The sequence below is a fragment of the Alteromonas sp. ABE4_545 genome (assembly GCF_056161325.1).
Genome location: NZ_JBSWYY010000007.1, coordinates 149,055 through 173,860, shown reverse-complemented (window position 1 = coordinate 173,860; position 24,806 = coordinate 149,055). Strand labels below are relative to the sequence as shown.

Here is a 24,806-nt window from a genome sequence, read left to right as displayed (position 1 = left end):
CTCGCCGCGTTGAAAATTGACGGCAAGGACGATTAATGCGCGACATCATACTCTTAGGGATTTTACCACTGCTGGTTTATGCCGCATTGCGCAAGCCGTTTTTGTCGGTTTCGCTATGGGTATGGTCAGGTTTGGTGCCGCCTTATACCTGGGTGTATGGTGGGTTAGCCACAAGTGTAAGATGGAACTTCTTATTCGCGGTTTTGACAATCGTTAGTTTCATGATACATCGAGGCAAAAACATCTTACCTCGTTCGCCCATCTTTGTGTTTGTTATTCTATTTTTAATACACGGGTTAATTAGCTCTTTTTTGAATAATGGTGATGGGCCTATCGTTTGGTATCGCTTTAATTATTTTTGGCGCACCATTCTTTTGTTTGTATTCATCGCTTTTATCGCGCGTAAAAAAATACACTTCGAGGCGATTTGTTGGGGAGTGACCCTATCATTCGCCACCGTTGCTATGCTTGACGGCATGAAGTTTGTTGCATCATTCGGTGGCCATAATATCTTTGGCTTAACCCCAGCTTTTAACGATAACAACTTGTCTGCGTTGGCATCGCTGATGTGTGTGCCGCTGGTGTTGTTTTTGGCGCGTGAGTACAAAGACAAACGCCTTTTATCACTGGGGTTGTTTGGCTTAATGTTCTTCAACGTCATGTTTATTTTAGGCTCAAATTCACGTGGGGCCTTTTTGGGGTTGGCAATATTTGTGCTGTTTTATTGGTTGAAGTCGCAGCATAAGTTTCGCGATGGCTTTCTGTTTAGCATGATTGCCGGAGGCGCACTGGCGATCCTTTCCGATGATTGGTTTAACCGCATGGAGAGTATTTCGGATGCCGGAGAAGACGACTCGTTCCAAGGGCGGGTGAGATCATGGAAACTGGCGATATTGATGGCCATGAGGCACCCTTTCTTTGGTGGAGGGTTCGATGCCACCTTTACCAATCGCAACACCGCTTATAGCTTTGTTTCAGAGTGGGATAAAGTGAGCTTTATCCCTAGCCCGGTATTTCAAGTGGGCGACCCCGTTTTTGTTGCCCATAGTATCTACTTCCAAGTGCTCGCAGATACTGGGTTTGTTGGCCTATTTTGGTACGGCATTATTGCACTTTCTGCATTACTGGCATGCGGTTATATCATCAAAAACGCCACAGAAGCGTGGCAATCGAATGCCGCAGAAATGCTGAGATTAAGTTTGTTAGTTTTTTATGCGTCAGGGGCTGCACTCAGTTCTGCCTACAACGATTTGTACTTCTCTGTATTGGGCTGTGTGGTGGCCTTGTATACCGTGGTTAAAAAGCCAAAACTCTTGCCAGGCCAAACCCCGCCGCGATCACCTTGATGGCAAGGTATTTTGCTAGCTCGATTGGTTAGCGCTTTAATAAGTGTAGTTTAAGTACGTACAGTGCCCACTTGATATTAAAATTCACAGCTAGCGCCATCTTGGCCCAGTATTGGGCTTCTTCACTGTTTGTTTCTTTTATTGCCAGAGAGCATAAGTGTTGTAGCACATAATATAGGTCGAGTTTAATGCGACGACTGGTTGGAAATAGCGTGAGTGCTTTTTGATAAAGAGACAATTGGTAAAGCAGTTTGTTTTTTTGCTGTACGTCTGTAGATGCCGAGCTTTTTACCGGAACAAAATGACGCGCAATATGTTGGCGAGAAAATAGCACACTGTCCGATGCTCGCAATACTCTGAAATACAAATCTTTGTCTTCTTCGTAGCGTAAATGTTCATCAAATCCACCGGCTTTATCAAATAGCTCCCGCGAGAGAATAGTGCAATTTAAATGACAAAATTTCCCCGCTTCTAACAATTTGCGTGCATCGACACTCACGCATTGTGCAGTCAGTGTTTTTGCAAAGCTCTGATAATGAGACTCGTCAACCCAAACACCATTGGCTTTTTCTGTGCCATCGGCAAAACAGGCAAACTGATGGGTAAAATATACCTGAGGGTTATCTGCATTTTCCAAGGCCTTTTCTGCGGTGTGTAAGTGCTCAGAATCGCTCCACAAGTCATCATCGTCCAAGAATGCGATGTATTTTCCACGGCTGAGTGATACACCGGTGTTTCGCGCAAAACTGGGGCCGTGACCATGTTGTCGTTGAGGCAACATATGCAGTTTTATTCTTGGGTCGGTATTGCACAATGTGCGATATGCTTCTTCGTACTGGGTAAGGGCGCCGTCACACACCACGATAATTTCAAATTGAGTCAGGGTTTGCGCCAGTACAGAATGAATCGCGCGCTGGCACACGTCTGGACGATTGCGGCTAGGAATGATTACGCTGAATAGCAACGGTGGGTTGCTCATGGCTCGCCTACCTCATTTACACAAATAGACTTGCCCGATAGCGCATGTTTAAACCAAGCTGTGTAGTCGCGTATTTTTTGCTTAAAAGCTTCTGCGTCGCCTTCAGAGGTGACATAAGGCGTTAAACCGGCTTTCACACTGGGCGAGTGAAAAGACAAGATGAAATACTCTTGTCCAAGTTTAAGCTGGTTGAGGGTGATTTTCTTTAAATCGTTCAGTGAAAATCCTTCAGGTGATAAACGTAATAACCTAGCTCTTAACAGTTTTGCCTTTAACTTAGACAAAAAACGTTGATCGTAATATTGCTCAGGATGCTGGTTGTAAAACCGATTTAATGACGGCGACAAAGACACGACTGCACTGGTATGAGGCCAGGAAATAAGTTGCCCTGTACGCTGAATATCGTTGTTGAACGCGCTAAAGTCTGGACCATGCTGGTGGCGAAAGTCAGCAAATGGGCTAACACTGACGTCAATTTTGTAGCCCAGTTGGGTCAAAATAGAATGGGTGTTTTTGCCTATGCCATAGCGGCCTGCTAAATAAGTAACTGGCTTGTGTCCGCTCGCCGATTCAATGGCGTCGGTTAGGGTGGCCAGTTTTGCGTGTTCCATTTCCTTCGATAAATTTCCCGGGTAAGAGTCTTTTTCGTCAACGATGGACTCGTTGTTTTCGAACGGCGGGTTAACCCAAGGGTGACAGTGGGTAGCAAATTCGATGTGCTGCCCAGCTTCATGTTTCATCGCATCAATACAAGCGCGCCCTTGTGCGCTGGTGACAAAAGGGTAATCCATTGCCAGTGTAAACTTGTCCCCAAGTTGTATTTGTTCTGCGAGGAGGTGCTGTAAAGCTTCGCCATGTGTGACTTGCGTTGATTGCCGGTTAAATGCGCCAGACCAGTCAAACTCTTCTTCTGTATGGATCACAATAGCGAGTTTAGGGGGGCGTGAAAGCGATAGAGACACCTTAATTCGTCCTTCTTTTCTGCATATCGAGCTTAGCTTTTTCGTTGGGCATCACGACAGTAATCCGCAAAATTGTCTATTGCATTGGTGATCATACGATAACAAGCATGCAAGTATGCGTCATCTGCATCGTAGGGGTCGGCAATTTCACTTAATGGGCCCAAGGGAGCGGTGACAAACCACGCGAGGTTTATCGCGTTATAGTCGCGGTAGTAACTTTCCAACAAATACGCCTGTTTTAGGTCAAAATACAAAATAAGTTGCGTATCTTTGCAAATGTGGTGCTGCTTTAACCATTGAGAACGGTGTTGTGACAAATCTACTTGCCAGGTTTTTGCACACTGCACACAGCGCTCGGGCGAAGTGCGATTTTCGTGTTGATGAAGGCCCATTGAGGAAATTTTGATATGACCCAGGCCTTTCTTCTTGAGCAGTGGACGCAGATATAATTCGCCAAAAGGCGAACGCATAATGTTGCCATAACAAAGCACAATAATTTCTTCTAGGGCGATGGCGTTGATCAACTTAATCGCTTGGTTTAGCCGGTTTTCCAAGGTTAATCTACGATTAATTTTTGCGTGTACTCTGTCGGGTAATAATGCGTTTAACTCTGCTTTAAATGGCCCTAGGTCGTCCCATGCAAAAGAGTCTATGGTGTCTTGAAAGGTTAATAACCGCGTAAATCCGAGTAGTCGAGAAAGCGTGGCTTTAATTGCCACAGACTTGCCTTGAGCTTGCAGAGCATCCCATTCACTCTTGATATCATAAATGTCCGCTGACAGGCTTCTCGCGTGTGCCGCACTGTTATATTTGAGTTTAAACGTTCGCTCAGGCGTGAGTAGATGCTGTGCCAGTAGAGCTGGGAAATCTACGCCAGCAAAAATTGCTAATGGCAGTGAACCCCAAAAGCGAGCGTTGACTTCTATCAGTATCCAGTCTTGGGTTTGCTCGTTGTATTTAAATTCAAACATGGCGACACCGGTATATTGAAGTGCCAAGCAATAGCGCTGGCAGGCGTCGAGCATGTCGGGGTATAAGGGCACAGCACGTCGATATGAGCTGCCGCCACCTTTTTCTGGTTCGGCCACGCGTTTATGAGCGAAAGCTGCGCTAATTTTCCCGTTGGCAGAGAGTATCGATACGCCCATTCCGTAACCGGTAAAGTATTGCTCAATAAGGCATTCAGGGCTGTGAACGGCGAATGCTGAAATATCCGCTTCTGAACGGGCAATCACCACGCTATTGCGCTGATTGAGTTTGTCTGACTCGTATGACTTAGCCGGCTTCAAAACCACAGGTAAACCGAATGTCTTGATAATGTCACTTGATGCAACTTCAGTAAGGTTGACCTCTTTACCTTGGGCGACGTTAATACCCAATGATTGTGCCAGCTCACGAGTGGCAACTTTGTCAAATAAGGGCGCAGTTTGGTGTGTATCAGGGATGGCGAAACAGGTAGGTATATCGAGTTTTTCTTGCAAGTTGAAGAGCGGGTACATAGCGCGTTCGTCGCAAGGTATAACCAAATCATAAAGCTGATGGCAGAGTATTTTCTCGACTTCGGTTTGCCATTCTTCGGCGCTGTATGCCTGGTAATTGATCATATACGCATTGCGAATATAACGCGATGCTAAGGCCGGGCTGTTATTGGCAAAGCCAACCACATCGACCTGCATGCCGGCTTTACCGAGAGAGCGAATAACAGACAAAAAGCTTCGGGTATCTTCACCTAAGACGAGTACGGTTTTGTTGTACAGTGGAGAGTTCTTCACTTTGTTGCTCCGTCTCTTAACCGCGTTGCGATGACATCTGATAAGGTGTCGGAGATATGCCATCTCTCGGGAACATCGCGCTCGTCGAATTTATGGCCGGTTTTTACCAGATAGCACTCTGTAATACCGGCTGCTTCGGCGGCCGCTAAATCTGTGGTTTTATCCCCCACCATTATTGCATTCTGTGGTGCAATATTGTGTCTTTGCATGAGTTGATTAAACATCCCTGGAGCAGGTTTTCGACAATCACAATCAAGCTGGTAAGGCGGTAGAGCTTTTGTTGGGTGATGAGGGCAATAAGCAATATCGGTTATGGATATATTGTGTTGCGCCATAACCGTTAACATCCATTGTGTGAGTTGAGCGAAGTCGTCTTCGGTGTAATAGCCTCGACCGATGCCCGATTGATTGGTCACAATGAAGATATTGTGGCCAGCCTTGCTCCAGCTTTGCAATGCATCAATACAGCCACGAGTGAAGATGAAGTCTTCGGCTTTGTACAAATAATCCACTTCTTCATTTATCACGCCATCGCGATCCAAAAATAGGCTCAACTGCATGTGCATTACCGGCTTTTAATCCTTTTAATTAGCGATGTAAGATAGTCTTTGTCTTGGCGGTCAGGCGTTCCAAGTAACAACATTATTACCCAAATCAACGAGTAAACAAAGACTCCCACAACGATTGATAATGCAACGTGCGCCAGAGGGGACAACGCCAGCCCCGCCAAAGGTTGCAGAGATAAATACATGCCAATTGCAGGGACAAGAGCGGTGAAAATTAATCGCCCTGTACGTAAGAAAGATAAGTTTAATACAACAACCATCCAAGCTAAGCCTCCGCCTATAACAAGTAGGCCCGTTGCTGAGCGAAAAACAGCTAGATCGGCGGCATGAGTTAACCATGTGGTAAAACTGGTTAACAGGGCTAATGAAACGCCAAGACTCAAACAATCGAATATAAATAAAGACTTAACGTACCCAGTTGCGGTTAATACGTCACTGTAGAAGTTACCAATGGTGAATGTGACGAGCATAATCGCCAAGTAGTGAAGTAAAGGCGCAAACTCTAGCCACTGTTCACCTAATAAAATATGCGTGAGCGGCGTTGCCAGCGCCGACAGCCCGGTTGTCATGGCTGTGGCTATCGACAGTAGGAGAAACAAGGCACCGTAAATATGATTAATTTGCGCGGTTGAATGTCGAGGGTGACTCGCCACCCCACTGAAAACGACTTGCTGAACCGGGCCAAGAATTTCCCTGCTTGGCATTACCGATATGTCTTTATTTATTTGATAACCACCAAGTTCAGATGGTGTGAACACTGAAGCTGCAAACCAAATATCAAACTTAGCTCGTGTGTGGCCTACCACACTCCTGAGAATCACCCATTTACCAAAATGGAAGGGTAAACGCCATTGTTGTAACGTAAACGCCATTTTCGAGGGTAACAAAAGGTGGCTTAGCGCGGTATACACTAAGGTGTTGAGTAAAACGCCATACACCAAAGCCCAGTAACTGTGCAGCATTACGGCTAAGCCGATGGAGGTGAGGTTACCCGCGAGTTGAGAAAAAACCAATAAGTGAGAAAACCGATGAAACTGAATGCGTTTTTTCAGAGCCATCACTTCTTTATTTGTCAGAGCAGTAAGAAAAGGAAGCATGGCCAGCACAAACAATGGTGCTTGCAGTGTGTCAGAAAGGCCCATCGACGGTAACAAAGCAGTCGCGATCATAATACAGGCTGACATACCCGTTTTGAGTACAAGGTTAACACTCCAACTGAGCACAAGATCTTGCTCGGTGGCCTGTTGCTTTTGAATGTAATATTGCTCACATCCGGCATCACTTAAGGTTTGTGCGAGCTGTATAACTACCATTATTGAGGCCATCACGCCAAAATCAGCCGGCGACAATAACCGCGCCAGAATAAAGACGGAGACTAACCCCAGTAAGCGGTTAAACCATGATACGCCTGAATACCAAACTGCGCTTTTTACAAAATCAGTAGTAGTTGTCATGAAGGAGCTGTTTTTTAGTCCGGCTAGCCTTGAATTTATCGATGAGTCGATTAATTAAAAAGTCGGGTCGCTTGCGCTGGAAGCTCGAAATAACGAGAGATTCGGTTTGATGTGATAGCGATTGTTTATATTGGCCGCTGCCGCCCATAAAGTCGTAAACTGTCATGCCTTTACTTGCGTAATAACTGATGGCAAGACTGTGGGCCAGTAAGCCAGGTTTTACACGGTTATCAGAGGTATAGCGAATACCGGAAAGGTAAAAATACACGTAGCCTTGATACACAAAGTTATACAGGTAACAAACTGGCGTATCGCCGGTTTTTAGAGTGAGTAGGTCGACTAAACCTTGCTCAAACAGTGTTGTAATTAACGAACGGTGAAAGGTTGTAAATGCTTGGTTGTTAAAACCACTTTGCGCACCAGACCAGCGTTGTTTATGTAACACGCCTGCGGCGTCAAATGCTTGCAAAGCGTCTTCAACGTTAGTGGCTGGCGTGAGTGTAATTGGCCCGTCTTGTTCGAGAATTTTTTGTGTCCGTCGTATTTGATGACGTGTATTTCTCGATAAGGTGGCTAGGTAATGATCTATTTGTTCAAATTTGTCGATGAGGGGGACCGAATAGCTGGTAGTTTCCCACACCACGCGTTGCATTAACGCATCTGGGATAGGTGTTTCTTCGATAGACGCCTGACTCACACCTAATAAAAATTCATCAACGTTGGGATATTGCGCTTCTAAATACCAAAAGATCGCAGAGCGGATCGCCCACTCTCGTCCCACCGGGCAAAGGATGTCATTAAACTCTGACCAAATTTGATCTTTGCGTTGTTCACCGGTGCGGTTCAACCAGATTTGATGGGTTTTGAGCCAGTGGGTACGCAATGTGTGGGCACAACAAAACACCAAACCCACGGTGCCCTGATGGTCGGTGACTCGCAGTAGCGAACTGTTTTGCCCCATGGTAGTAAGCCATACTTTAATAAACGACCAAGAGGTAAAAAAGCTGGTCGCCGCTTTCGACTCAAGGGTGAGCCACTCTTGCTCCAGCGCTTTCAAATCGAGCGCGGATAACGGGGTTTCAGTGACAGCCAATAGTTTCATAGGTTCTAATCGTTACCTCGGGTAAATCCGTTTTACTCTTCAGTATTTAGCGCTGTGTTATTGTTCAGTCCCGCGGTATTGAAACCACAGTCAACGTAATTTTTAGCACAAAGTTCGACTTCGAGTAAGCCCACATATTCATGCCATGCACGTTTTACCGTATGCAAGTAGCTGCCGTCAGGTACTGCAAGTGACAGTGGGGTGCGACCAATGTCGTGGTAATCCACTGCAATGCCCACCCCTTCAATACCAAATAAAGCGAGATAGCGCTGCACTCGTAGTTGATGGCTGGCCGATGTGACTACGCCTACCTTTTTATAACCAGTGTAAGTAGCAACCGCATTGACTTCGGTGCCTGTATCATAGCCATATGGCAACATGATAATCGCCTCTGGCGGTACGCCGTGGCTCACTAGAAATTGCGTGACATAGAATGCATAGGGAAAATCCCAATCTCTGAACTGTCCGCCGGTGACAATAACAGGGACGCGATAGCGTTTATAACTGTCGATGGCTCCCATCATACGTTGTAATGAACAGCGAGGCCACCTAGCAATATTAGGAGCGCGTTTGTCGTCGTAGTAATTGCACCCGAGCAAGAAGAGAGCGTCGATATTGTCGGTACGTTGAATGGGAGTGCCTTTCAGGCTACCGTGCTCCAGCGGCGCAATGAGGTTTTTAGCAAAATAAGGCTGGCTCCACACAAAGGGCCAAAGAACGGCCACACTAAAGCAAAGGATAAACATCCGCTTTCGTTTGGGGCTGATAAGGCGAATGGCAACAGCCAGTACAAACAGTACCAGACATTGCAATAAAGGGTCGCAGAGTAAGTTGGCGAGTGAAGCTAACACGGTATCGACATTCAATAAATTAAAGATGTTGTTATACTTGTTGATGGGGCAAATGTTAAGAAAAAGGGGAACACAGTTTGTCATTGAAGTACATTTCAACACTCGTTTGGGCTTCACTTTGTTATTTGTGTTTGTGCAGTTTCAGCGCCATGGCCCATGATGAAAGTGCCTTTCCTGCGTTGATCGCCAAAATTACACCCAGTGTGGTTGGCATAGGTATTTTAACTCCGATGGAAGGTAATGCCGCACAGCTACAAGGAACGGGGTTTGTGGTTGGTAATGGGCAATATGTGGTTACCAACTACCATGTGGTTAATCAACCACTCGATATCAACAAAGTACAGCATCGTGTGGTCCTACAAGGGCAAGGCCGACGACCTCGCTTGCACCAAGTTGAGGTGGTGGCGTCTGACCCGACTCATGATCTTGCTATTTTAAAACTCAAAGACACTTCTGCCACTTTGCCTACGCGATTTACGGTTCATCGTGGTGATTATGTCAGGCCTGGCACTGAAATCGCGTTTACGGGCTTTCCTATTGGCGCCGTACTCGGTTTATATCCCGCCACACATTCTGGTTTTGTAGCAGCGATCACCCCTGATGCTACGCCAATTTATGCGGGGCAAAAGTTACAGCAAAGCCTGTTATCTCGGCTTGAAAACACATTTATGGTGTATCAACTCGACGCGACGGCATTCCCCGGTAATAGCGGCAGTGCAATGTATAATAAGCGCACCGGCGAGATAATCGGTGTGATTAACAAGGTTTTTGTTCATCAAGGGAAAGAAAGCGCCTTGTCGACTCCGAGCGGTATTACTTATGCGATCCCCGTTGAATATTTGATCGCATTAGCAGAAAGGCATAAAATTAAGTTGTGACTTCGTCAGTTTTTTTTACATCGGTCGGTGATAATACGAAGTCGAAAATGATAACTTCATATTAATCAGTGGGTTATTCTTACCTTTGGTTTGGAATGTTTTTTGCATCAATAAGCTTTTGGTTATTGATGTGTGTAATCAGCTACAGTTGAGATGTAAGAACTATGAGTAAGATAAGTCGTCGTAAGTTACTAGGTGGGTCTATCAAGTCGATTCCACTTCTCGCATTGGCCTCTTCGAAGTCAGTGTGGGCTGCGTCTTGTAATATCTCAGGTGTGATTTCCAATAACCCATCTCGCGTTTGTCCCGATACGCCCTCAGACTCGCTCACTGAAGACGGTAACTCGCCTGATTTTTGGGAAGATAATCCCCAATGTTGGCCGAAGGTTGTTTTTCCCGGTTTGATGGTGTTTAGCAATAAGAGTGACTTCAATTGTAAATGGGATTGGACCCAATACGGTGATGAACTCTCTGACTACAAAGTCGGCAGAAATAGCTTTTACACTTGGAAGAAAGATCTGGGTGTTACCGATTCTCACTATGGCACCTATGCGTCTAGCTGGAGATCGTTACTGGGCAGTTATGTTCCTAGTTTTATTGATAAAGACACCGTGTGGGAGTCGATAAAGCGGGACTCAGGTGCAAGCGATTTAGAAAAACACTACGCTGCAGCCGTACTCAATGCTTGCCATGACAAAGTCAATTACGGTTATAGCATCGAAAAAGTGGTTGAATATACAAATAAAGCAGAAGCCAAAAATGACTATTCAATCATGCAACGCTTTGGCGAAGTGATAGCTTCAATGAATAGCCGAAATCAGCTCGATTCTAATCTGCTTAAGATATACTCGTCGAATGACCTAGAGTTGTGTAGTACATACAGTTCACGAGACCCATGGAGCAACAATTATTCTTACCAAAAGAAACGTTACTCCAACTTTTCAAATTGTATGGGGTCTAAGAGTCGTTATCCGTCGTCGCTACGCGGCTAACAGCTTACACATCTTGTGAGTAACGGATTATTCAATCACTGGGTGACAATCGATTATGCCACGTCGTTTGTCACGCTTTTTCATATTGGAAATGGTCAACTCTTCACTTTCACAGAAGAGGCCATACCTTTCATCCAGTCATTGGAGCGCGGCACCGACCACATAGATGACCTGCAGGAAGCGTCTGAGGTTTTTCGAATGGTTTATGCAAAGCTCGTTCAAGCAAATATGATTGACGAGTAATCAGTAATATGGCCCGCCGTTCTCTTATCATTAATACGCATCCGTTCTCATTTTGTGTGTCGAGTTCTGTGGGGTGGGTATTTGACAATATTCAGTCGCTTTACCATTCGAGTGTGTTAACTGAGCCAGAGCCTGAGTCATCTCAATTTGTTGATTTTTCAGTGGGCTTACAACACCCTCGTATTATGGGCATGCCTCAGTTGCATCGCAGTGTATTTCATTTAGATGGCATAGAACCTTTCGTTAAAGGCCCCGCAGCGCATTCTGCCGCTTTATTAGAGTGGGGGATGAATTGGTGTGTTTCTACCAATATATCAACCTTCCAAATACTGCACGCGGCTACAGTGGCAAGAGGCCCAAACGGAGTCATTATTAGTGGCGACTCAGGTAGCGGAAAAAGCACGTTGTCTTGTGGCATGATGGCCTCTGGCTGGCGCTTGTTAACTGACGAACTGACACTCGTCAATATCCAGACTGGATTGATTCACCCCTTTGTACGCCCAGTTAGTATAAAAGAAAGCGCAATAGACGTAATACAAGTATCTTACCGTGAACTTGTATTGGGTGTGGTTGCTGAAAATACAGTAAAAGGGCGAGTCTCCCATGTGCGCCCAACAGATATTAGCTGGCACAATAAAACGCAGGCGACTAAGCCAAAGTTAGTGGTATTTCCCAAATATCAAGCAGACGTTGAGCACTTACGCGTTGAGCCGATTTCGGCGCTGGACTGTTTTAAAAGGTTGCTTGACCAGAGCTTTAATATCCATGTGCTCGGGCATGAAGCGATATCGTCATTGCGCCACATTGCTGAAACCTGTCGCGCTTACACGCTTCACTACGCCAATATGAATGAGGCCATAGATTGGATAAACGAGCAGGTTGATGATGACTAGTCCGAGTTTGATAATTATTGCCCTGTTGCGTGGAGATAGCCCTTCTCAGTTAACGGAACAACAATGGGGGGCTGTTGTGGGGTTGGCACGCCAACTCGGTTTACTCGGTACGTTGTATTTTATCTTGTCACGGTCTGACGTCTGGCCTCAACTTTCTGAACGTATTCAATGCCATTTTCTCAGCGGTTGGCAACAGGCGCAGCGACAAAAAGTATCATTGCAGTGGCAAGCCGAGTCGCTGGCTAAGTTGAATCCCGAATCTACGCCTTTTCTGTTGTTGAAGGGGGCCGCGTATATTCTGGCAGATTTACCCAATAGCCACGGACGTATTGTTTCTGATATAGATGTTTTGGTGGATAAAGCGTCTCTCAATGACGCGGAATTTTGGTTGTTTGTGCACGGCTTTAAAGCGTCTTTAAAAGATGATTATGACGATTACTACTACCGTCAATGGATGCACGAGTTACCGCCTTTTTACCATCCCCAATCTCATATTACTCTCGACTTACATCACAATATTTTACCCATTGTTTCCAAACGCTATATTGAAGCCTCAGCCTTGTTTGACGAAGCTCAATCCCTTGAGAACAATATTAATATTCCGAGCTTACAAGATCTCTTCATACATTCAGCGGCGCACTTATTTCAAGACAGTGTTTTTCATCGCGCCCTACGAGATTTATATGATATGTATCACCTTCACCGGCTAATTGTGGCGAGTGAGGGGGGAGATGTCGCATTATTCGCTCGAGCCCAACAGCTTGGCTTAGCCGACGATGTCGCACGGGCGTTAGGCTTACTTGAGTCTGTATTTGCAGTAACACTGGCTGAGCAGACTCGCGAATTAGTGCACACTACCTTGTGCCATTTACGCCATTGGCGATGGCAAAAGCCTTGTTATTTACGCATGCTCATGCAACCGGTTGCGGTCAAGCGCAATAGCAAAGACAAGTGGGCGGAATGGCTGCTATTCAGCAGAAGCCATTTGATCAAAATGCCCCTGGGTATGCTGCTCAAACACAGTGTTGTAAAAAGTATCAAACAATTGCAAACTTCTATAAAACAATACCAAGAAGGTAAACACAATCGATGAAGGTTTTGGTGACTGGTGCGGCTGGCTTTATTGGATCTGCGGTAAGCGAATACCTGATAAATCGTGGAGACACGGTAGTTGGGATCGACAACCTCAATGACTACTATGATGTTCAGCTCAAGCTCGACCGTATTGCGCGCGTTGAGCGTTCTCCTCACGCTGCTCGGTTTACATTCAAAAAAATCGCCGTCGAAGAAAGAGAGGCGATGGCCACATTGTTTGCCGATGAAAAATTTGATCGTGTTGTGCATTTAGCTGCCCAAGCCGGTGTGCGTTATTCCATCGAGAACCCACTGGCTTATGTCGACGCTAACTTAGTAGGGTTTACCACCATACTTGAAGGGTGTCGTCACAATGATGTTGAACATCTGGTGTACGCGTCTTCAAGCTCTGTGTATGGGGCGAACGAAAAAATGCCTTTCTCAGAGCAAGACAGTGTCGACCATCCTGTTAGCTTGTATGCCGCGTCGAAAAAAGCGAATGAATTGATGGCACACACTTACAGTCATCTCTTTAACTTGCCTACTACGGGGCTGCGCTTTTTTACTGTTTATGGCCCGTGGGGTCGCCCTGATATGGCGTTGTTTAAGTTTACCAAAGCGATTCTCGATGACGATTCGATTAAGGTGTATAACTACGGTGATCATCAACGAGATTTCACTTATATCGACGACATAGTGGAAGGGGTTGTTCGTTCATTGGATTGCGTTGCTACGCCAAATGAAGACTGGAAAGACAGTGATCCAAGCAGCGGTAAAGCCCCTTTTCGGGTTTATAACATAGGTGCACAAACACCGGTGCATCTTTTGAGCTTTATCGAAACGCTAGAAAAGGCCATTGGCAAAGAGGCCATAAAGGAAATGCTACCTATGCAGCCAGGCGATGTGCAAGCAACCTATGCCGATGTGAGCAAGTTAGTCGAGGCGACGGGGTACCAGCCTCAAACAACGATCGAAACTGGTATTCAAGCGTTCGTTGATTGGTATAAATCGTACTACCAAGTATAACGAAAAAAGCCATCAGTGATGTTGACACGGCACTGATGGCAAAACCGCTGTTAACGGCAGTTAAGCGTTGCTTTCATCTCGCGACGACGCGCGTGAAGTAACGGTTCGGTGTAACCATTCGGCTGTTCTTTCCCTTTAAATATCAGGTCACATGCCGCCTGAAAGCCTATTGATTCAGCCAAATTAGGCGTCATGGCAATATAGTCTTTGTCGGCTTCGTTTTGCTTATCAACCAGTTTGGCCATTTTCTCTAATGACGCACGTACTTGTGACTCATTGGTGATGCCGTGAGCTAGCCAATTGGCGATATGTTGGCTCGAAATACGAAGTGTCGCTCTGTCTTCCATTAGGCCGACATTATTAATATCAGGCACTTTGGAACAACCTACGCCTTGGTGTACCCAGCGCACCACATAGCCGAGAATGCCTTGCACATTGTTATCGATTTCTCGCTCAATAACTTTTGCCGTTAGGTTTTCAGGTTTTTCTAACAACGGAATGGTTAAAATATCTTTCACGCCATTGTAGCTTTCGCTGTATAAACTCTGCTGTAAGGCAAATACATCAATTTCATGGTAGTGCAGTGCGTGAAGCGTGGCGGCCGTGGGTGACGGTACCCAAGCGGTATTCGCACCGGCTTTTGGGTGGCCAACTTTGGCTTCCATCATGTTCTGCATTTGATCGGGTATTGGCCACATGCCTTTACCAATTTGGGCTTTACCTGATAAGCCACAGGCGAGACCGGTATTCACATTGGCTCGCTCATAAGCTTGGATCCAAGGTTTTGTTTTCAGTGTTGCTTTGTCACAAAATGCACCTGCCAACATCGACGTGTGAATTTCGTCGCCGGTTCTGTCTAAGAAGCCGGTATTAATGAAAACAGCGCGCTCTCTGGCTTCGTAAATACAGGCCTTTAAGTTAATACTGGTTCGGCGCTCCTCGTCCATAATGCCCATTTTTAAGGTATTAGGCGCAAGATTTAGTAAGGCCTCGATCCGCGTGAACAATTGGGTGGTAAATGCCACTTCTTCAGGCCCGTGCATTTTGGGTTTTACAATATAAATACTGCCAGCCTGACTGTTTTGGAATTGCCCTCGTTTAAGCAGGTCGTGTTTGCCGATAAGCGATGTAATTACCCCATCCATAATACCTTCTGGCACAGCTTCGCCATCGAATAAAATGGCGTCGTTAGTCATCAAGTGACCAACGTTGCGCACAAACATTAGGCTACGACCAGATAAGGTTAGCGATTCGCCGTTGGTACCAACATATTGACGATCTGCGTCCATCGAGCGGGTAATAGTTTTACCTCCTTTGGCTACAGATACCGACAAGTCACCCATCATTAACCCCAGCCAATTTTGATAAACAAGGGTTTTATCTTCAGCATCAACTGCCGCTACTGAATCTTCACAATCCATAATGGTCGTTAATGCAGACTCCAGAATAATATCTTTGATGCCGGCGGGGTCTGCTTGACCGATCGGGTGGTTAGGATCTATTTGAACATCGAAGTGTAGGCCATTGTGTACGAAGAGCAGGGCTGTGGGTGCCTGCTTGTCGCCGTTGAAACCACGCCATTGCTCAGGTGTTGCTAATGTGGTGGTTTCGCCGCTGTCGAGTGTAACTTGAATACCGTTGTCGGTAATGGTGTAAGCGGTAGAACCCATATGCGAGCCGGAGGCGAGAGGCAGTAGGGTATCGAGATAACTTCTGGCGGCTTGAATCACTTTCTGACCGCGAGCAGGATTGTACTCTTTGCCTGCCTCAGCACCACCATCATCTGAGATCATATCTGTGCCATACAAGGCATCGTACAAGCTACCCCAACGGGCATTCGCAGCGTTTAACGCATAGCGTGCGTTGTTGATGGGAACCACAAGTTGTGGGCCTGCCATAGTCGCAATTTCGGGGTCGACATGCTTTGTCGTAATTTCGAAGTTGGCCGGCTCATCGACGAGGTAATCGATCTCGCGTAAAAACCGAATGTAACTATCACCAGATGCAGGGTTTCCTGCTTTATGGTATTCGTCAATTTTATGTTGAAGGGCATCGCGTTTCGCGAGTAAAGCTTTGTTGGGCGCGACAAATTCTGCCAGTATCGCTTCGAAGCCTAACCAGAATGCGTTGGCATCTACCCCAGTATGTGGGAGGGCTTGGTTATTAATAAAACCATCTAATTGTGTAGCAACCTGCATGCGGCCGCGTTGAATGTAATCTTGCATAAACACCTCTATCACTGGAGTCAATAACCCCAGTGTAGAGACTTTATGTTGTAATTTTTAATTTATGGTTTGTATCTTTGCCATATATTTTGTGAATGCTACCTTTCGTTTAATTCAGTTGCTACATCACTAATAAGACGGCGTAACCATATATGCCCTGCATCGTGATGTAATAAGGCGCTCCATGCCATTTTTAGGGCAATAGGCGGAATGTCGAAAGGTGGTGTTTTTAACACCACTGAAGGGTCATCTTTAAACAGCGCCGCGGCCTTGGTGGGTAAGGTTGCGATCAAATCCTGAGTTTTGGCAATTTGTAACGCTGCGTGATAGTGACGAGTAAACACGCGAATATCACGCTGTTTACCAATTTTGGTTAACTCGGCATCTACCCAGCCTAACTTCTGCACTTCATTTGGGTCGATGCCCACGCCCACGCCAAAGCCCGTTTTACTCACCCAAATGTGTTGTGCCTTGAGGTAGGACTCAAGATCGAATTTTTCTACAAGCGGATGGGTGGCGCTCAACACACAAGAAAAAGTGTCATACCAAATCACTTTTTGGTGGAACGACAAGGGCAATTCTTCAAAGCGGTTAATGGCCATGTCGACCTTACCTTGCTCTACATCGTGAAAGGTAACATCACTCGGAGTGATCAAATCTAGCGTAATGTTCGGTGCGAGCTTGGCTAAGCGCCCAACAAGTTCTAGTAACAGCGTCGACTCTGCATAATCACTGGTCATGATGCGAAAAGTGCGCGTACTGGTATCTGGGTTAAAGTCGGTTTCTGGTTGAATCGAGCTTTCGAGTTTACTCAATACGTCTCGAATGACCGGTTGTAGCTCTAATGCTCTTTTGGTGGGGGTCATGCCATCACTGGTTCGTACCAACAATGGGTCTTTAAAGAGATCGCGCAAGCGTTTTAAGCCATTACTCATTGCGGGCTGGGTAATACTGAGCTGGTTAGCTGCTCGCGTCACACTGCCTTCGCGCAGCAAGACATCTAAATAAACCAAGAGGTTGAGGTCGACCTTTGCAATATTCATTGTTGTAATAGCCTATATTAATAATATTAACGCGGTCTATTATAACGACTAATTTCACTCCTGTCAGATAGGCTTTTAGTCGTAAGGCAAAATACTATATTTAAAGGCTTTATGAGGTGGTTGTTACGCTATTGTAAGCGTAATGGTGTAATTAATAATATAAATGTGGATAAATAAAGTGAATGTAAGGGGGGAATAAAAAAGGCTTCCCGAAGGAAGCCTTGGTAGGGCACATCAGCGTGTGATTAATCGAACTGATTCATTGTGTTGTCATCACCAGATGCCTTCAATGCTTGGTCACCTGAGAAGTATTCTTTGTGTGTATCTCCGAGGTCAGAACCCGCCATTGCTTGGTGTTTAACACAAGCCAACCCTTGACGAATTTCTTGACGTTGTACACCTTTCACGTACGCCAGCATACCCTCGTTACCGAAGTAGCCTTTCGCAAGGTTGTCGGTAGACAATGCCGCAGTGTGGTACGTAGGTAGAGTGATCAAGTGGTGGAAAATACCGGCTTCTCGTGCAGCATCAGCTTGGAAGCTCTGGATTTTCGCATCCGCTTCAATTGCCAAATCACTGTTATCATACTCAGCAGACATGAGTGAAGCACGTTCATATGCAGACACGTCTTTACCGGCTTCTTCCCAAGCGTCGAACACTTGCTGGCGGAAGTTAAGTGTCCAGTTGAACGAAGGCGAGTTGTTGTAAACAAGCTTGGCATCAGGTACTTGCTTGCGGATCGCGTCCACCATATCACCGATTTGGCGAACGTGAGGTTTCTCTGTTTCAATCCAAAGTAGGTCAGCACCGTGTTGAAGTGAAGTGACACAGTCAAGTACAACGCGGTCAAACCCTGTGTTTTCTTTAAAGCGATACAAACCATTTGGCAAACGCACTGGCTTAACTAACTGGCCATCTTGCTTCAATACCATGTCGCCTTCTACTAAGTCGTCAGCAGAGTTAACTGGAGTTGTTTCTAGGAACGCATTGTATTGTGCGGCTAAGTCACCTTTGCTGCTAGATACGGGGATTTTCTGCGTTAAGCCTGCGCCAAGAGAATCTGTGCGCGCAACAATGACACCATCGTCTACACCTAGCTCTAGGAAGGCATAGCGAACCGCGTTGATTTTAGCGAGAAAGTCTTCATGAGGTACGGTAACTTTACCGTCTTGGTGGCCACATTGTTTCGCATCAGAAACTTGGTTTTCGATTTGGATACAGCAAGCGCCAGCTTCGATCATTTTCTTAGCGAGTAAATACGTGGCTTCTTCGTTACCAAAACCTGCATCAATGTCTGCAATAATTGGTACAACGTGGGTTTCGAAGTTATCAATTTGTGCTTGTATTGCAGCAACGTCACCGCCGTTTGCTTTTGCTTGGTCTAATTCTTTGAACAAGTTACCAAGCTCACGAGCATCAGCTTGACGCAAGAAAGTGTAAAGCTCTTCAATTAAAGCTGGTACGGTTGTTTTTTCGTGCATAGATTGGTCTGGTAGTGGACCAAATTCTGAACGCAGTGCGGCAACCATCCAGCCCGACAAGTAGAGGTAGCTTTTGCTTGTTGTGCCTTGGTGCTTTTTCACCGCGAGCATTTTTTGTTGACCAACGAAACCATGCCAGCAACCGAGTGATTGTGTATACTGCGCTGGGTCGGCGTCGTAATCTGCCATGTCTTTACGCATGATGCCTGCAGTGTAGCGAGCAATATCTAAACCCGTTTTAAAGCGGTTTTGCGCTTTCATACGCGCTGCATATTCTGGGCTAATGCCATTCCATGTGTTTTGCTTAGCTGCAACGAGTGTTGCGATAGTATCAATATCTTTTTGGTATTGTGACATGAGAATATCTCCTCCCACTTACGGGTACAAATTGGTGGAAACCAGCTCTTCCTACTGAAGCTGTTCATCCGGTTCACAATCATCCTAGTGTGAATTTTTTGATAAAAAAAATATATAATTCGCATCGACATAATTCATGGTGTGAATGTTTTGATGAGATCATTATCCTGGGTTTATCACGAAGATTTGGGTAGGTTTTGGCTGGCCGACGTAGCTGCTTAAAATACTCAATCTTTTGTTATTTATGAGTATTTTGTTTTTGGTATATTGGTGATGTTTGTTTGTTTTATATGGAGTAAGAGTTTTTTTGGCGTTTTTTATTATTATTTTTGTGAATGATGACCGTTACTGATACTTGGTTTTTGTCATTATTTCTACCTTACAGGTAGGGTTTAACCATGGCATTTTTACTTTGCTATTGCCTCAGCGTTAAACTCAAGATAATGACATTTGCCGGATTTCTTTTTGTACCTACGTCGGCACTGATTTAAACTACGGTTTCGTTTTTAACAGGGAAGCATTTATGTTTCGTCAATCTACCGTTTTGATTGCTTCTGCGCTACTCGCGCTTCAAGGTTGCTCACAAATAACGTCAGCACCAACTACTTCGTCGTCAGCAGAAATGACGGCACCTAAAAATATTATTATGGTTGTTACCGATGGTATGGGCCCAGCCTATACAACTGCCTATCGCAATTATAAAGATGATCCTGCAACGCCTGAAATAGAAGGTGTCATTCTAGATGACATTTTTGTCGGTAACGCTAGTACTTATCCTGCACATGTCTCTGGCTATGTCACTGACTCAGCAGCGGCGGCAACAGCACTAGCTACAGGAGTTAAAAGTTACAATGGTGCCATTGGCGTTGATGTAAACAAAAAGCCAGTTCAATCGGTGCTGCAATACGCTAAGTCGAAAGGCTTGAAAACCGGTGTGGCGGTGACATCACAAATCAACCATGCAACGCCGGCATCATACGTGGCACACAATGAGAGTCGCAAAAATTATAACGAGATTGCCGACAGTTTCTTTGACGATCGTATTAATGGCAATTTTGTCGCTGATGTGATGTTAGGCGGCGGAACCAATTATTTTGAACGAGAAGACCGTGATCTAGTCGCGCAGTTTATCGATGCAGGGTACCAGTACGTTGATACATATAACCGCTTGGCGGCAGTTCCAACTGGCTCGAAAGTACTCGGGCTTTTTGCTCCTGTAGGCTTGCCTTGGACGCTCGACGATAAACGCAAAAATCGTTTAGCTTATATGACAGAGCATGCGATTAAACATCTAGAAAACGACGAGGGTTTCTTTTTGCTGGTGGAAGCAAGCCAAGTGGATTGGGGTGGTCATGCCAATGACATCGCTGCTGCGATGGGCGAAATGGATGACATGGCAAAAATGATGACGTTCTTATATGGCTATGTACAAACTCATCCCGATACTCTGGTTGTAATGACCGCAGATCACAGTACAGGAGGCCTAACTATTGGTGCAAACGGTACCTATGAATGGCGTCCAGAGTATTTACGTGGTTTAAAAGGGTCACCGATTGCGATGGCAAAAGCGCTAGGTGAACAGGAAAACCCCGTCGCTTACATGAACGATATGCTAGGTTTCACATTAACCGATGAAGAAGCCGCTACAGTTAACGTATTGGCCAAGTTAGACAACGTGCGAGAAATCGAAACGGGTATTAAGCATTTACTAGATATTCGCACTAATACTGGCTGGACAACAGGCGGCCATACCGGTGTTGATGTTGAAGTATTTGCCTTTGGTAAAGGGAAAGAAGCGTTCTACGGTCAATACGACAATACGGATATTGCGAAAAAGATTTTCCATTTCTTAGCGCAACACAAAGGGCAAGTTGCATCACCTGAGAATGAGACGACCAACGAGCAAGGTTCATCAGCTAGCGGTTGTGACTTTAAATCGGATTGGCGTTGCCAATAAGCATTCATTCTGTGTAATGTCTACAGAGTAAAAAGGAGCGATAATTCGCTCCTTTTTTGTGTAATTAATAGGGGGCTTCTGAGCAATTACTGATTCACAAACTCAACCCAATCTTTCCCTGTCACTTTACCCATCTGAGAAAACAAATAATACAGTGCAACTAGTAGAATGATCATACTCGGGATCACAATCACGGGGTAACTTAATGCGGTCATTTTTCCCAACTCTTCAGTATAAGCAGTCGTCCCAGGTTCACTGACTAAAATAATTTTTGCCAACACGTAATTGAGCACTGAGGAGACAAAAAATGAAGAGGTGACAATATACGAACTGACAGCGATTTTCTTATTGAATTCGCCTTGTTTGTTTTGTTCCTCAAGAACTTCATTGAGTTTCGCCCAATTAATTAACTGATCGTTAAGGATAAGCAATTTGACGAGTGGCTTTTTGGTGTACTGGCTGCCAAGCACAACAAGACCAATAATAGCAGGGATAGTCGCTTCTTTAATGGCAATGTATTCAGCAGGTAATTTGAGTAAGCTAATGCCTCCAGTGAGAAGCACGCTGATGATACCGAGAATAGAAAAAAAGTTAACTTTCCCCGACTTTTTTAAATCCCATAAACCATAGCCGATTGGGAAAACCAGTGCCGCGACAATGCTCCATGCAGGGCCTAAATATTCTTCTTTACTGGCGTAGCTCATAATGAGTACGGGAATGACAATATTAAAAGCGAGGTTGCCAAAAAAGCCTTGGTTTTGCTGATTGGCAGAAGTGTTTGTATTACTCATAAATAATTACTGTAGCGAACATAGACTCAGTATACGGAAATCACTTATTTTGCCCAAGCCCGTGCTCCGATAATTCCGGCAATTAGTCCAAAAAGATGATATTCGAACGACACCATAGCGCGTTGTGGAAAAATACCGAATAACATGCCGCCATATAAAAAAGCGACGCCAATGGAAATGGCTAACAATTTAAAGTTTCTGGCACTAAACCCAGCTGCTACAAGGAACCCAAAATAGCCATACACAATACCGCTGGCTCCGACGTGGTAGGCTTCTCGCGCAAATATCCATACACAAAGGCCTGACAACAGCCAGATGGTAGCAGTGGCTTGCAAGAATACTTTTACACCCCACTGCATAGACAGCCAAATGAACAAAAGTAAGGGAATTAAGTTAGTGGCCAAATGAGCAGGGCTACCGTGGAGAAGAGGCGCAGCCAATATACCGGGTAAATGACTCAAACTACGAGGCAAAATGCCAAAGCTATTTAATCGATGTCCCAACAAGGCATTGATGACTTCGATAACAATTAACAGACCTGCTGTGAACAGTAATATGCGTAGCTGAGTGGAAAAAGTAAATTGACGTTTCATAAAATAATATGTGGCAAGTAACGAGACAAATCCTGAGTAATTGCTGACTTGTCTTCTCTAATAGAGATGCCTGCAGGCTGATCATCAACGAGCCAACTTCCAATCAGTGTATGGTTATCACCAAACTCAGGCAGCGGGTGAAAACCTTGTAAGACAAATCCTTCATCACCGTATGGGCCTTCAGACAGAGTCGTTGTTTGACCGTCTTCAACCAAACTAATGTTGGCGCCTTCACGAGAAAACAGCGGTTTCTTGATAAATTTACCCGCTAGTCCATGTGGGGCGTCATCAGCAAAATAGGCGGGTAGGAGATTGGGGTGATCGGGAAACATTTGCCAAAGTAATGGTAGTAAGGCTTTGTTAGACAACACCGATTTCCATAGAGGCTCCAACCAATTGACCTCAGCACTATTCAGCGCATCACCAAATTCCTCGCTGAGCATAAACTCCCAAGGGTAAAGTTTAAAGCTGGTGTCAATAACGGTGTCTTGCAGATCGGTAAAGTGGCCGGATTCACTTAAGCCGATATCTTCTATAAACACAAAGGGGGCGGCCAATCCCGCGGCTTTTGCACAGTCTTGTAAGTACTGCACGGTTCCGCGATCTTCTACTGTATCTTGGCAACATGAAAAGTGAATTTGCTTGGTGCGATAGTGGTGGGCGATATCAGCGAGCTGATTAATTAACTTTTCTTGTAGCGAGTTGAATTGATCGGCAGTACGGGGCAACTTACCGTTATCGACATTTTGCTCTAACCACAACCATTGCCAAAACCCTGATTCATATAGCGAGGTGGGCGTGTCGGCATTGTTTTCTAAGAGTTTGGCTGGGTTTTTACCATCGTAAACAAGGTCTAAGCGAGAGTACAAAGACGGGTCGCGGTTTAGCCAGCTGTCACGTACGGCATCCCAATGCATTTCAGGAATACGAAAACGTCGCATCCATTCGCTGTCATGTACCACGCGTTCGACCACGGCTAAGCACATTTGATGAATATCTGCAGTGGGGTCTTCGATATGGTTTTCTATCTGCGGCAAGGTAAATTGATAATACGCACTTTCATCCCAATAGGGCTCGCCATACATAGTGTGAAAGTGAAAGCCAAACTCGGCAGCAAGTTGCTGCCAGTTGGCGCGAGGCGTGTGAGTTATGCGGAGCATTAGCCACCCCAGCCACTAGAGCGGCTGCTACTGCTTCCCCATGATGATTTCGCTCTTACACTCGACCCAAATCCGCCGCGCTTAATAGTGCGGCTAACCGTTGGTTTAGGTTTGTAGACAGATTTAGGCACCGAATAGTTGCGCTTTCTCACATCACCGTCGAAGATATGACCATCGGCGGTTACCCAACGTGAGCGATACGACGAATACGGTGAGTAAGACGTGTAGATAGGTTGGTAATACGGGCGCGGCGATAGCAGCGAGCTCACCATATAACCAGCCATAAACGGCATAAAGAAACTGCCCGATTGTGTTTGTACGTATTGGCACTGGTTATTGCCAAATTCGTATTCACAGTCATTTTGCGTCGAGTATTTGGGGCCTGTACGCGAGGCTTCATCTAGCGCATTCTGATAGGCTGTGCGGCACACATCAGCAGCATCTGGATGATCGTTGATACATTCATCAACGTTGGTGTAAATATCAGCTTGTTGCTTTTCTTCGCCACAGCCCGTTAGCAAGATTCCGGCGACACCAATCGCTAGAGGCTTTAATGCAAACGCTTTACGCATTTGGCTGAGGTTTATTTGTTTGGTACGTTTTTGTTGCGACATCGTACGCCCTCCTAGTAGGTCATACAGGCTGCGTTTAACAAACCAACGGCAATTGACATCGCAGCTAGCATAATACCGGCTGACGCTTCATTATTGTTTATCCGCTCAGCAATAGTTGGCATAAAACTAAAGCGTAACAATGCAAATGCCAATGACTGCGCAATAATGGCAACAACACCCCAGATAACAAAGTCTACGAGGTGAACTGAGTTTGCCGCAGCACCAGACAACGCTAGGGTGAAACCAATAATAGCACCACCGAAACCGATAGCGGCGGCAATGTTTTTTTCTTCTTTAACTAATTTCCACTCGTCGTGAGGCGTTACCCATGCGTACACAACTTTGAAAATAAACAAGAAGACGATTGATATGCCGAAGTACAGGGCAAAATTGCCCAACCCTGCCAGCGAATTCATCACTACATCCATGATTGACTCCTATTGTCGT

Annotated in this window: 23 protein-coding genes; 8 read left to right on the top strand and 15 right to left on the bottom strand. The window is 45.4% G+C overall.

Annotated features, from left to right (window positions below; all coding sequences use genetic code 11):
• Nucleotides 1-35: 35 nt before the first annotated feature.
• A complete protein-coding gene (locus tag ACXAH6_RS09400) occupies nt 36-1,346 on the top strand; it encodes a putative O-glycosylation ligase, exosortase A system-associated (protein ID WP_474876399.1) in 1,311 nt (436 codons plus the stop codon).
• Nucleotides 1,347-1,374: 28 nt separating this feature from the next.
• Here ACXAH6_RS09400 and ACXAH6_RS09395 read toward each other — a convergent pair whose 3' ends face one another.
• The 7 genes from ACXAH6_RS09395 to ACXAH6_RS09365 are packed head-to-tail and all read right to left on the bottom strand — an operon-like array spanning nt 1,375 to nt 9,116.
• Nucleotides 1,375-2,325 (bottom strand): glycosyltransferase family 2 protein, encoded by a 951-nt coding sequence (locus ACXAH6_RS09395; RefSeq protein ID WP_474876398.1) that lies wholly within the window; start codon nt 2,323-2,325, stop codon nt 1,375-1,377.
• Nucleotides 2,322-3,287, bottom strand: a complete 966-nt coding sequence (locus tag ACXAH6_RS09390; protein ID WP_474876397.1) for a polysaccharide deacetylase family protein — start codon at nt 3,285-3,287, stop codon at nt 2,322-2,324. Before ACXAH6_RS09390 ends, ACXAH6_RS09395 begins: the two co-directional genes overlap by 4 nt.
• A 32-nt stretch (nt 3,288-3,319) precedes the next feature.
• Nucleotides 3,320-5,059, bottom strand: coding sequence for an arsenate reductase/protein-tyrosine-phosphatase family protein (locus ACXAH6_RS09385; protein ID WP_474876396.1), 1,740 nt, complete (start codon nt 5,057-5,059; stop codon nt 3,320-3,322).
• Nucleotides 5,056-5,619 (bottom strand): D-glycero-beta-D-manno-heptose 1,7-bisphosphate 7-phosphatase, encoded by a 564-nt coding sequence (gene gmhB, locus ACXAH6_RS09380; RefSeq protein WP_474876395.1) that lies wholly within the window; start codon nt 5,617-5,619, stop codon nt 5,056-5,058. Before gmhB ends, ACXAH6_RS09385 begins: the two co-directional genes overlap by 4 nt.
• Before the next feature lie 5 nt (nt 5,620-5,624).
• Nucleotides 5,625-7,079 (bottom strand): oligosaccharide flippase family protein, encoded by a 1,455-nt coding sequence (locus ACXAH6_RS09375; protein WP_474876394.1) that lies wholly within the window; start codon nt 7,077-7,079, stop codon nt 5,625-5,627.
• Nucleotides 7,063-8,181: a GNAT family N-acetyltransferase gene (locus tag ACXAH6_RS09370; RefSeq protein ID WP_474876393.1), complete on the bottom strand. Its 1,119-nt coding sequence runs from the start codon at nt 8,179-8,181 to the stop codon at nt 7,063-7,065. The genes ACXAH6_RS09375 and ACXAH6_RS09370 overlap by 17 nt, the downstream gene beginning before the upstream one ends.
• A gap of 32 nt (nt 8,182-8,213) precedes the next feature.
• Complete coding sequence (locus ACXAH6_RS09365) at nt 8,214-9,116, bottom strand: YdcF family protein (protein WP_474876392.1); 903 nt, start codon at nt 9,114-9,116, stop codon at nt 8,214-8,216.
• Between ACXAH6_RS09365 and ACXAH6_RS09360 the strand changes: the two genes are divergently transcribed.
• The 6 genes from ACXAH6_RS09360 to ACXAH6_RS09335 all read left to right on the top strand — a co-directional run bounded on the left by ACXAH6_RS09360 (nt 9,110) and on the right by ACXAH6_RS09335 (nt 14,138).
• The gene (locus tag ACXAH6_RS09360; RefSeq protein WP_474876391.1) at nt 9,110-9,910 is read left to right on the top strand and encodes a S1 family peptidase; all 801 of its coding nucleotides are present in this window, start codon (nt 9,110-9,112) and stop codon (nt 9,908-9,910) included. The two genes, ACXAH6_RS09365 and ACXAH6_RS09360, sit on opposite strands and share 7 nt — an antisense overlap.
• A gap of 164 nt (nt 9,911-10,074) precedes the next feature.
• Nucleotides 10,075-10,902, top strand: coding sequence for a hypothetical protein (locus ACXAH6_RS09355; RefSeq protein ID WP_474876390.1), 828 nt, complete (start codon nt 10,075-10,077; stop codon nt 10,900-10,902).
• A gap of 15 nt (nt 10,903-10,917) precedes the next feature.
• Nucleotides 10,918-11,145: a hypothetical protein gene (locus ACXAH6_RS09350; protein ID WP_474876389.1), complete on the top strand. Its 228-nt coding sequence runs from the start codon at nt 10,918-10,920 to the stop codon at nt 11,143-11,145.
• 8 nt (nt 11,146-11,153) lie between these two features.
• Entirely contained in the window at nt 11,154-12,038 is an 885-nt protein-coding gene (locus ACXAH6_RS09345) for an HprK-related kinase A (protein ID WP_474876388.1), read from the top strand.
• Nucleotides 12,028-13,131, top strand: a complete 1,104-nt coding sequence (locus ACXAH6_RS09340; RefSeq protein WP_474876387.1) for a nucleotidyltransferase family protein — start codon at nt 12,028-12,030, stop codon at nt 13,129-13,131. The genes ACXAH6_RS09345 and ACXAH6_RS09340 overlap by 11 nt, the downstream gene beginning before the upstream one ends.
• Entirely contained in the window at nt 13,128-14,138 is a 1,011-nt protein-coding gene (locus ACXAH6_RS09335) for an NAD-dependent epimerase (RefSeq protein WP_474876386.1), read from the top strand. The genes ACXAH6_RS09340 and ACXAH6_RS09335 overlap by 4 nt, the downstream gene beginning before the upstream one ends.
• A gap of 50 nt (nt 14,139-14,188) precedes the next feature.
• Here ACXAH6_RS09335 and ACXAH6_RS09330 read toward each other — a convergent pair whose 3' ends face one another.
• The 3 genes from ACXAH6_RS09330 to ACXAH6_RS09320 form a co-directional block, all read right to left on the bottom strand.
• The gene (locus ACXAH6_RS09330; protein WP_474876385.1) at nt 14,189-16,363 is read right to left on the bottom strand and encodes a malate synthase G; all 2,175 of its coding nucleotides are present in this window, start codon (nt 16,361-16,363) and stop codon (nt 14,189-14,191) included.
• Nucleotides 16,364-16,461: 98 nt separating this feature from the next.
• Nucleotides 16,462-17,406, bottom strand: a complete 945-nt coding sequence (locus tag ACXAH6_RS09325; RefSeq protein ID WP_474876384.1) for a LysR family transcriptional regulator — start codon at nt 17,404-17,406, stop codon at nt 16,462-16,464.
• 245 nt (nt 17,407-17,651) lie between these two features.
• Entirely contained in the window at nt 17,652-19,244 is a 1,593-nt protein-coding gene (locus ACXAH6_RS09320) for an isocitrate lyase (RefSeq protein WP_474876383.1), read from the bottom strand.
• Between the two features lie 523 nt (nt 19,245-19,767).
• Here ACXAH6_RS09320 and ACXAH6_RS09315 point away from each other — a divergent pair.
• Nucleotides 19,768-21,201, top strand: coding sequence for an alkaline phosphatase (locus ACXAH6_RS09315; RefSeq protein WP_474876382.1), 1,434 nt, complete (start codon nt 19,768-19,770; stop codon nt 21,199-21,201).
• Nucleotides 21,202-21,287: 86 nt separating this feature from the next.
• Here ACXAH6_RS09315 and ACXAH6_RS09310 read toward each other — a convergent pair whose 3' ends face one another.
• Genes ACXAH6_RS09310 through ACXAH6_RS09290 form a run of 5 tightly spaced genes read right to left on the bottom strand, consistent with a single transcriptional unit; the run spans nt 21,288 to nt 24,787 of the window.
• A complete protein-coding gene (locus ACXAH6_RS09310) occupies nt 21,288-21,992 on the bottom strand; it encodes a VC0807 family protein (RefSeq protein WP_474876381.1) in 705 nt (234 codons plus the stop codon).
• Between the two features lie 44 nt (nt 21,993-22,036).
• On the bottom strand, nt 22,037-22,585 hold the full coding sequence (locus ACXAH6_RS09305; protein WP_474876380.1) for a rhomboid family intramembrane serine protease: 549 nt from the start codon (nt 22,583-22,585) through the stop codon (nt 22,037-22,039).
• Complete coding sequence (locus ACXAH6_RS09300) at nt 22,582-23,745, bottom strand: glutathionylspermidine synthase family protein (protein WP_474876379.1); 1,164 nt, start codon at nt 23,743-23,745, stop codon at nt 22,582-22,584. Before ACXAH6_RS09300 ends, ACXAH6_RS09305 begins: the two co-directional genes overlap by 4 nt.
• On the bottom strand, nt 23,745-24,359 hold the full coding sequence (locus ACXAH6_RS09295) for a DUF1190 family protein (protein ID WP_474876378.1): 615 nt from the start codon (nt 24,357-24,359) through the stop codon (nt 23,745-23,747). Before ACXAH6_RS09295 ends, ACXAH6_RS09300 begins: the two co-directional genes overlap by 1 nt.
• 11 nt (nt 24,360-24,370) lie before the next feature.
• A complete protein-coding gene (locus ACXAH6_RS09290) occupies nt 24,371-24,787 on the bottom strand; it encodes a DUF350 domain-containing protein (protein ID WP_474876377.1) in 417 nt (138 codons plus the stop codon).
• Between the last annotated feature and the right edge of the window lie 19 nt (nt 24,788-24,806).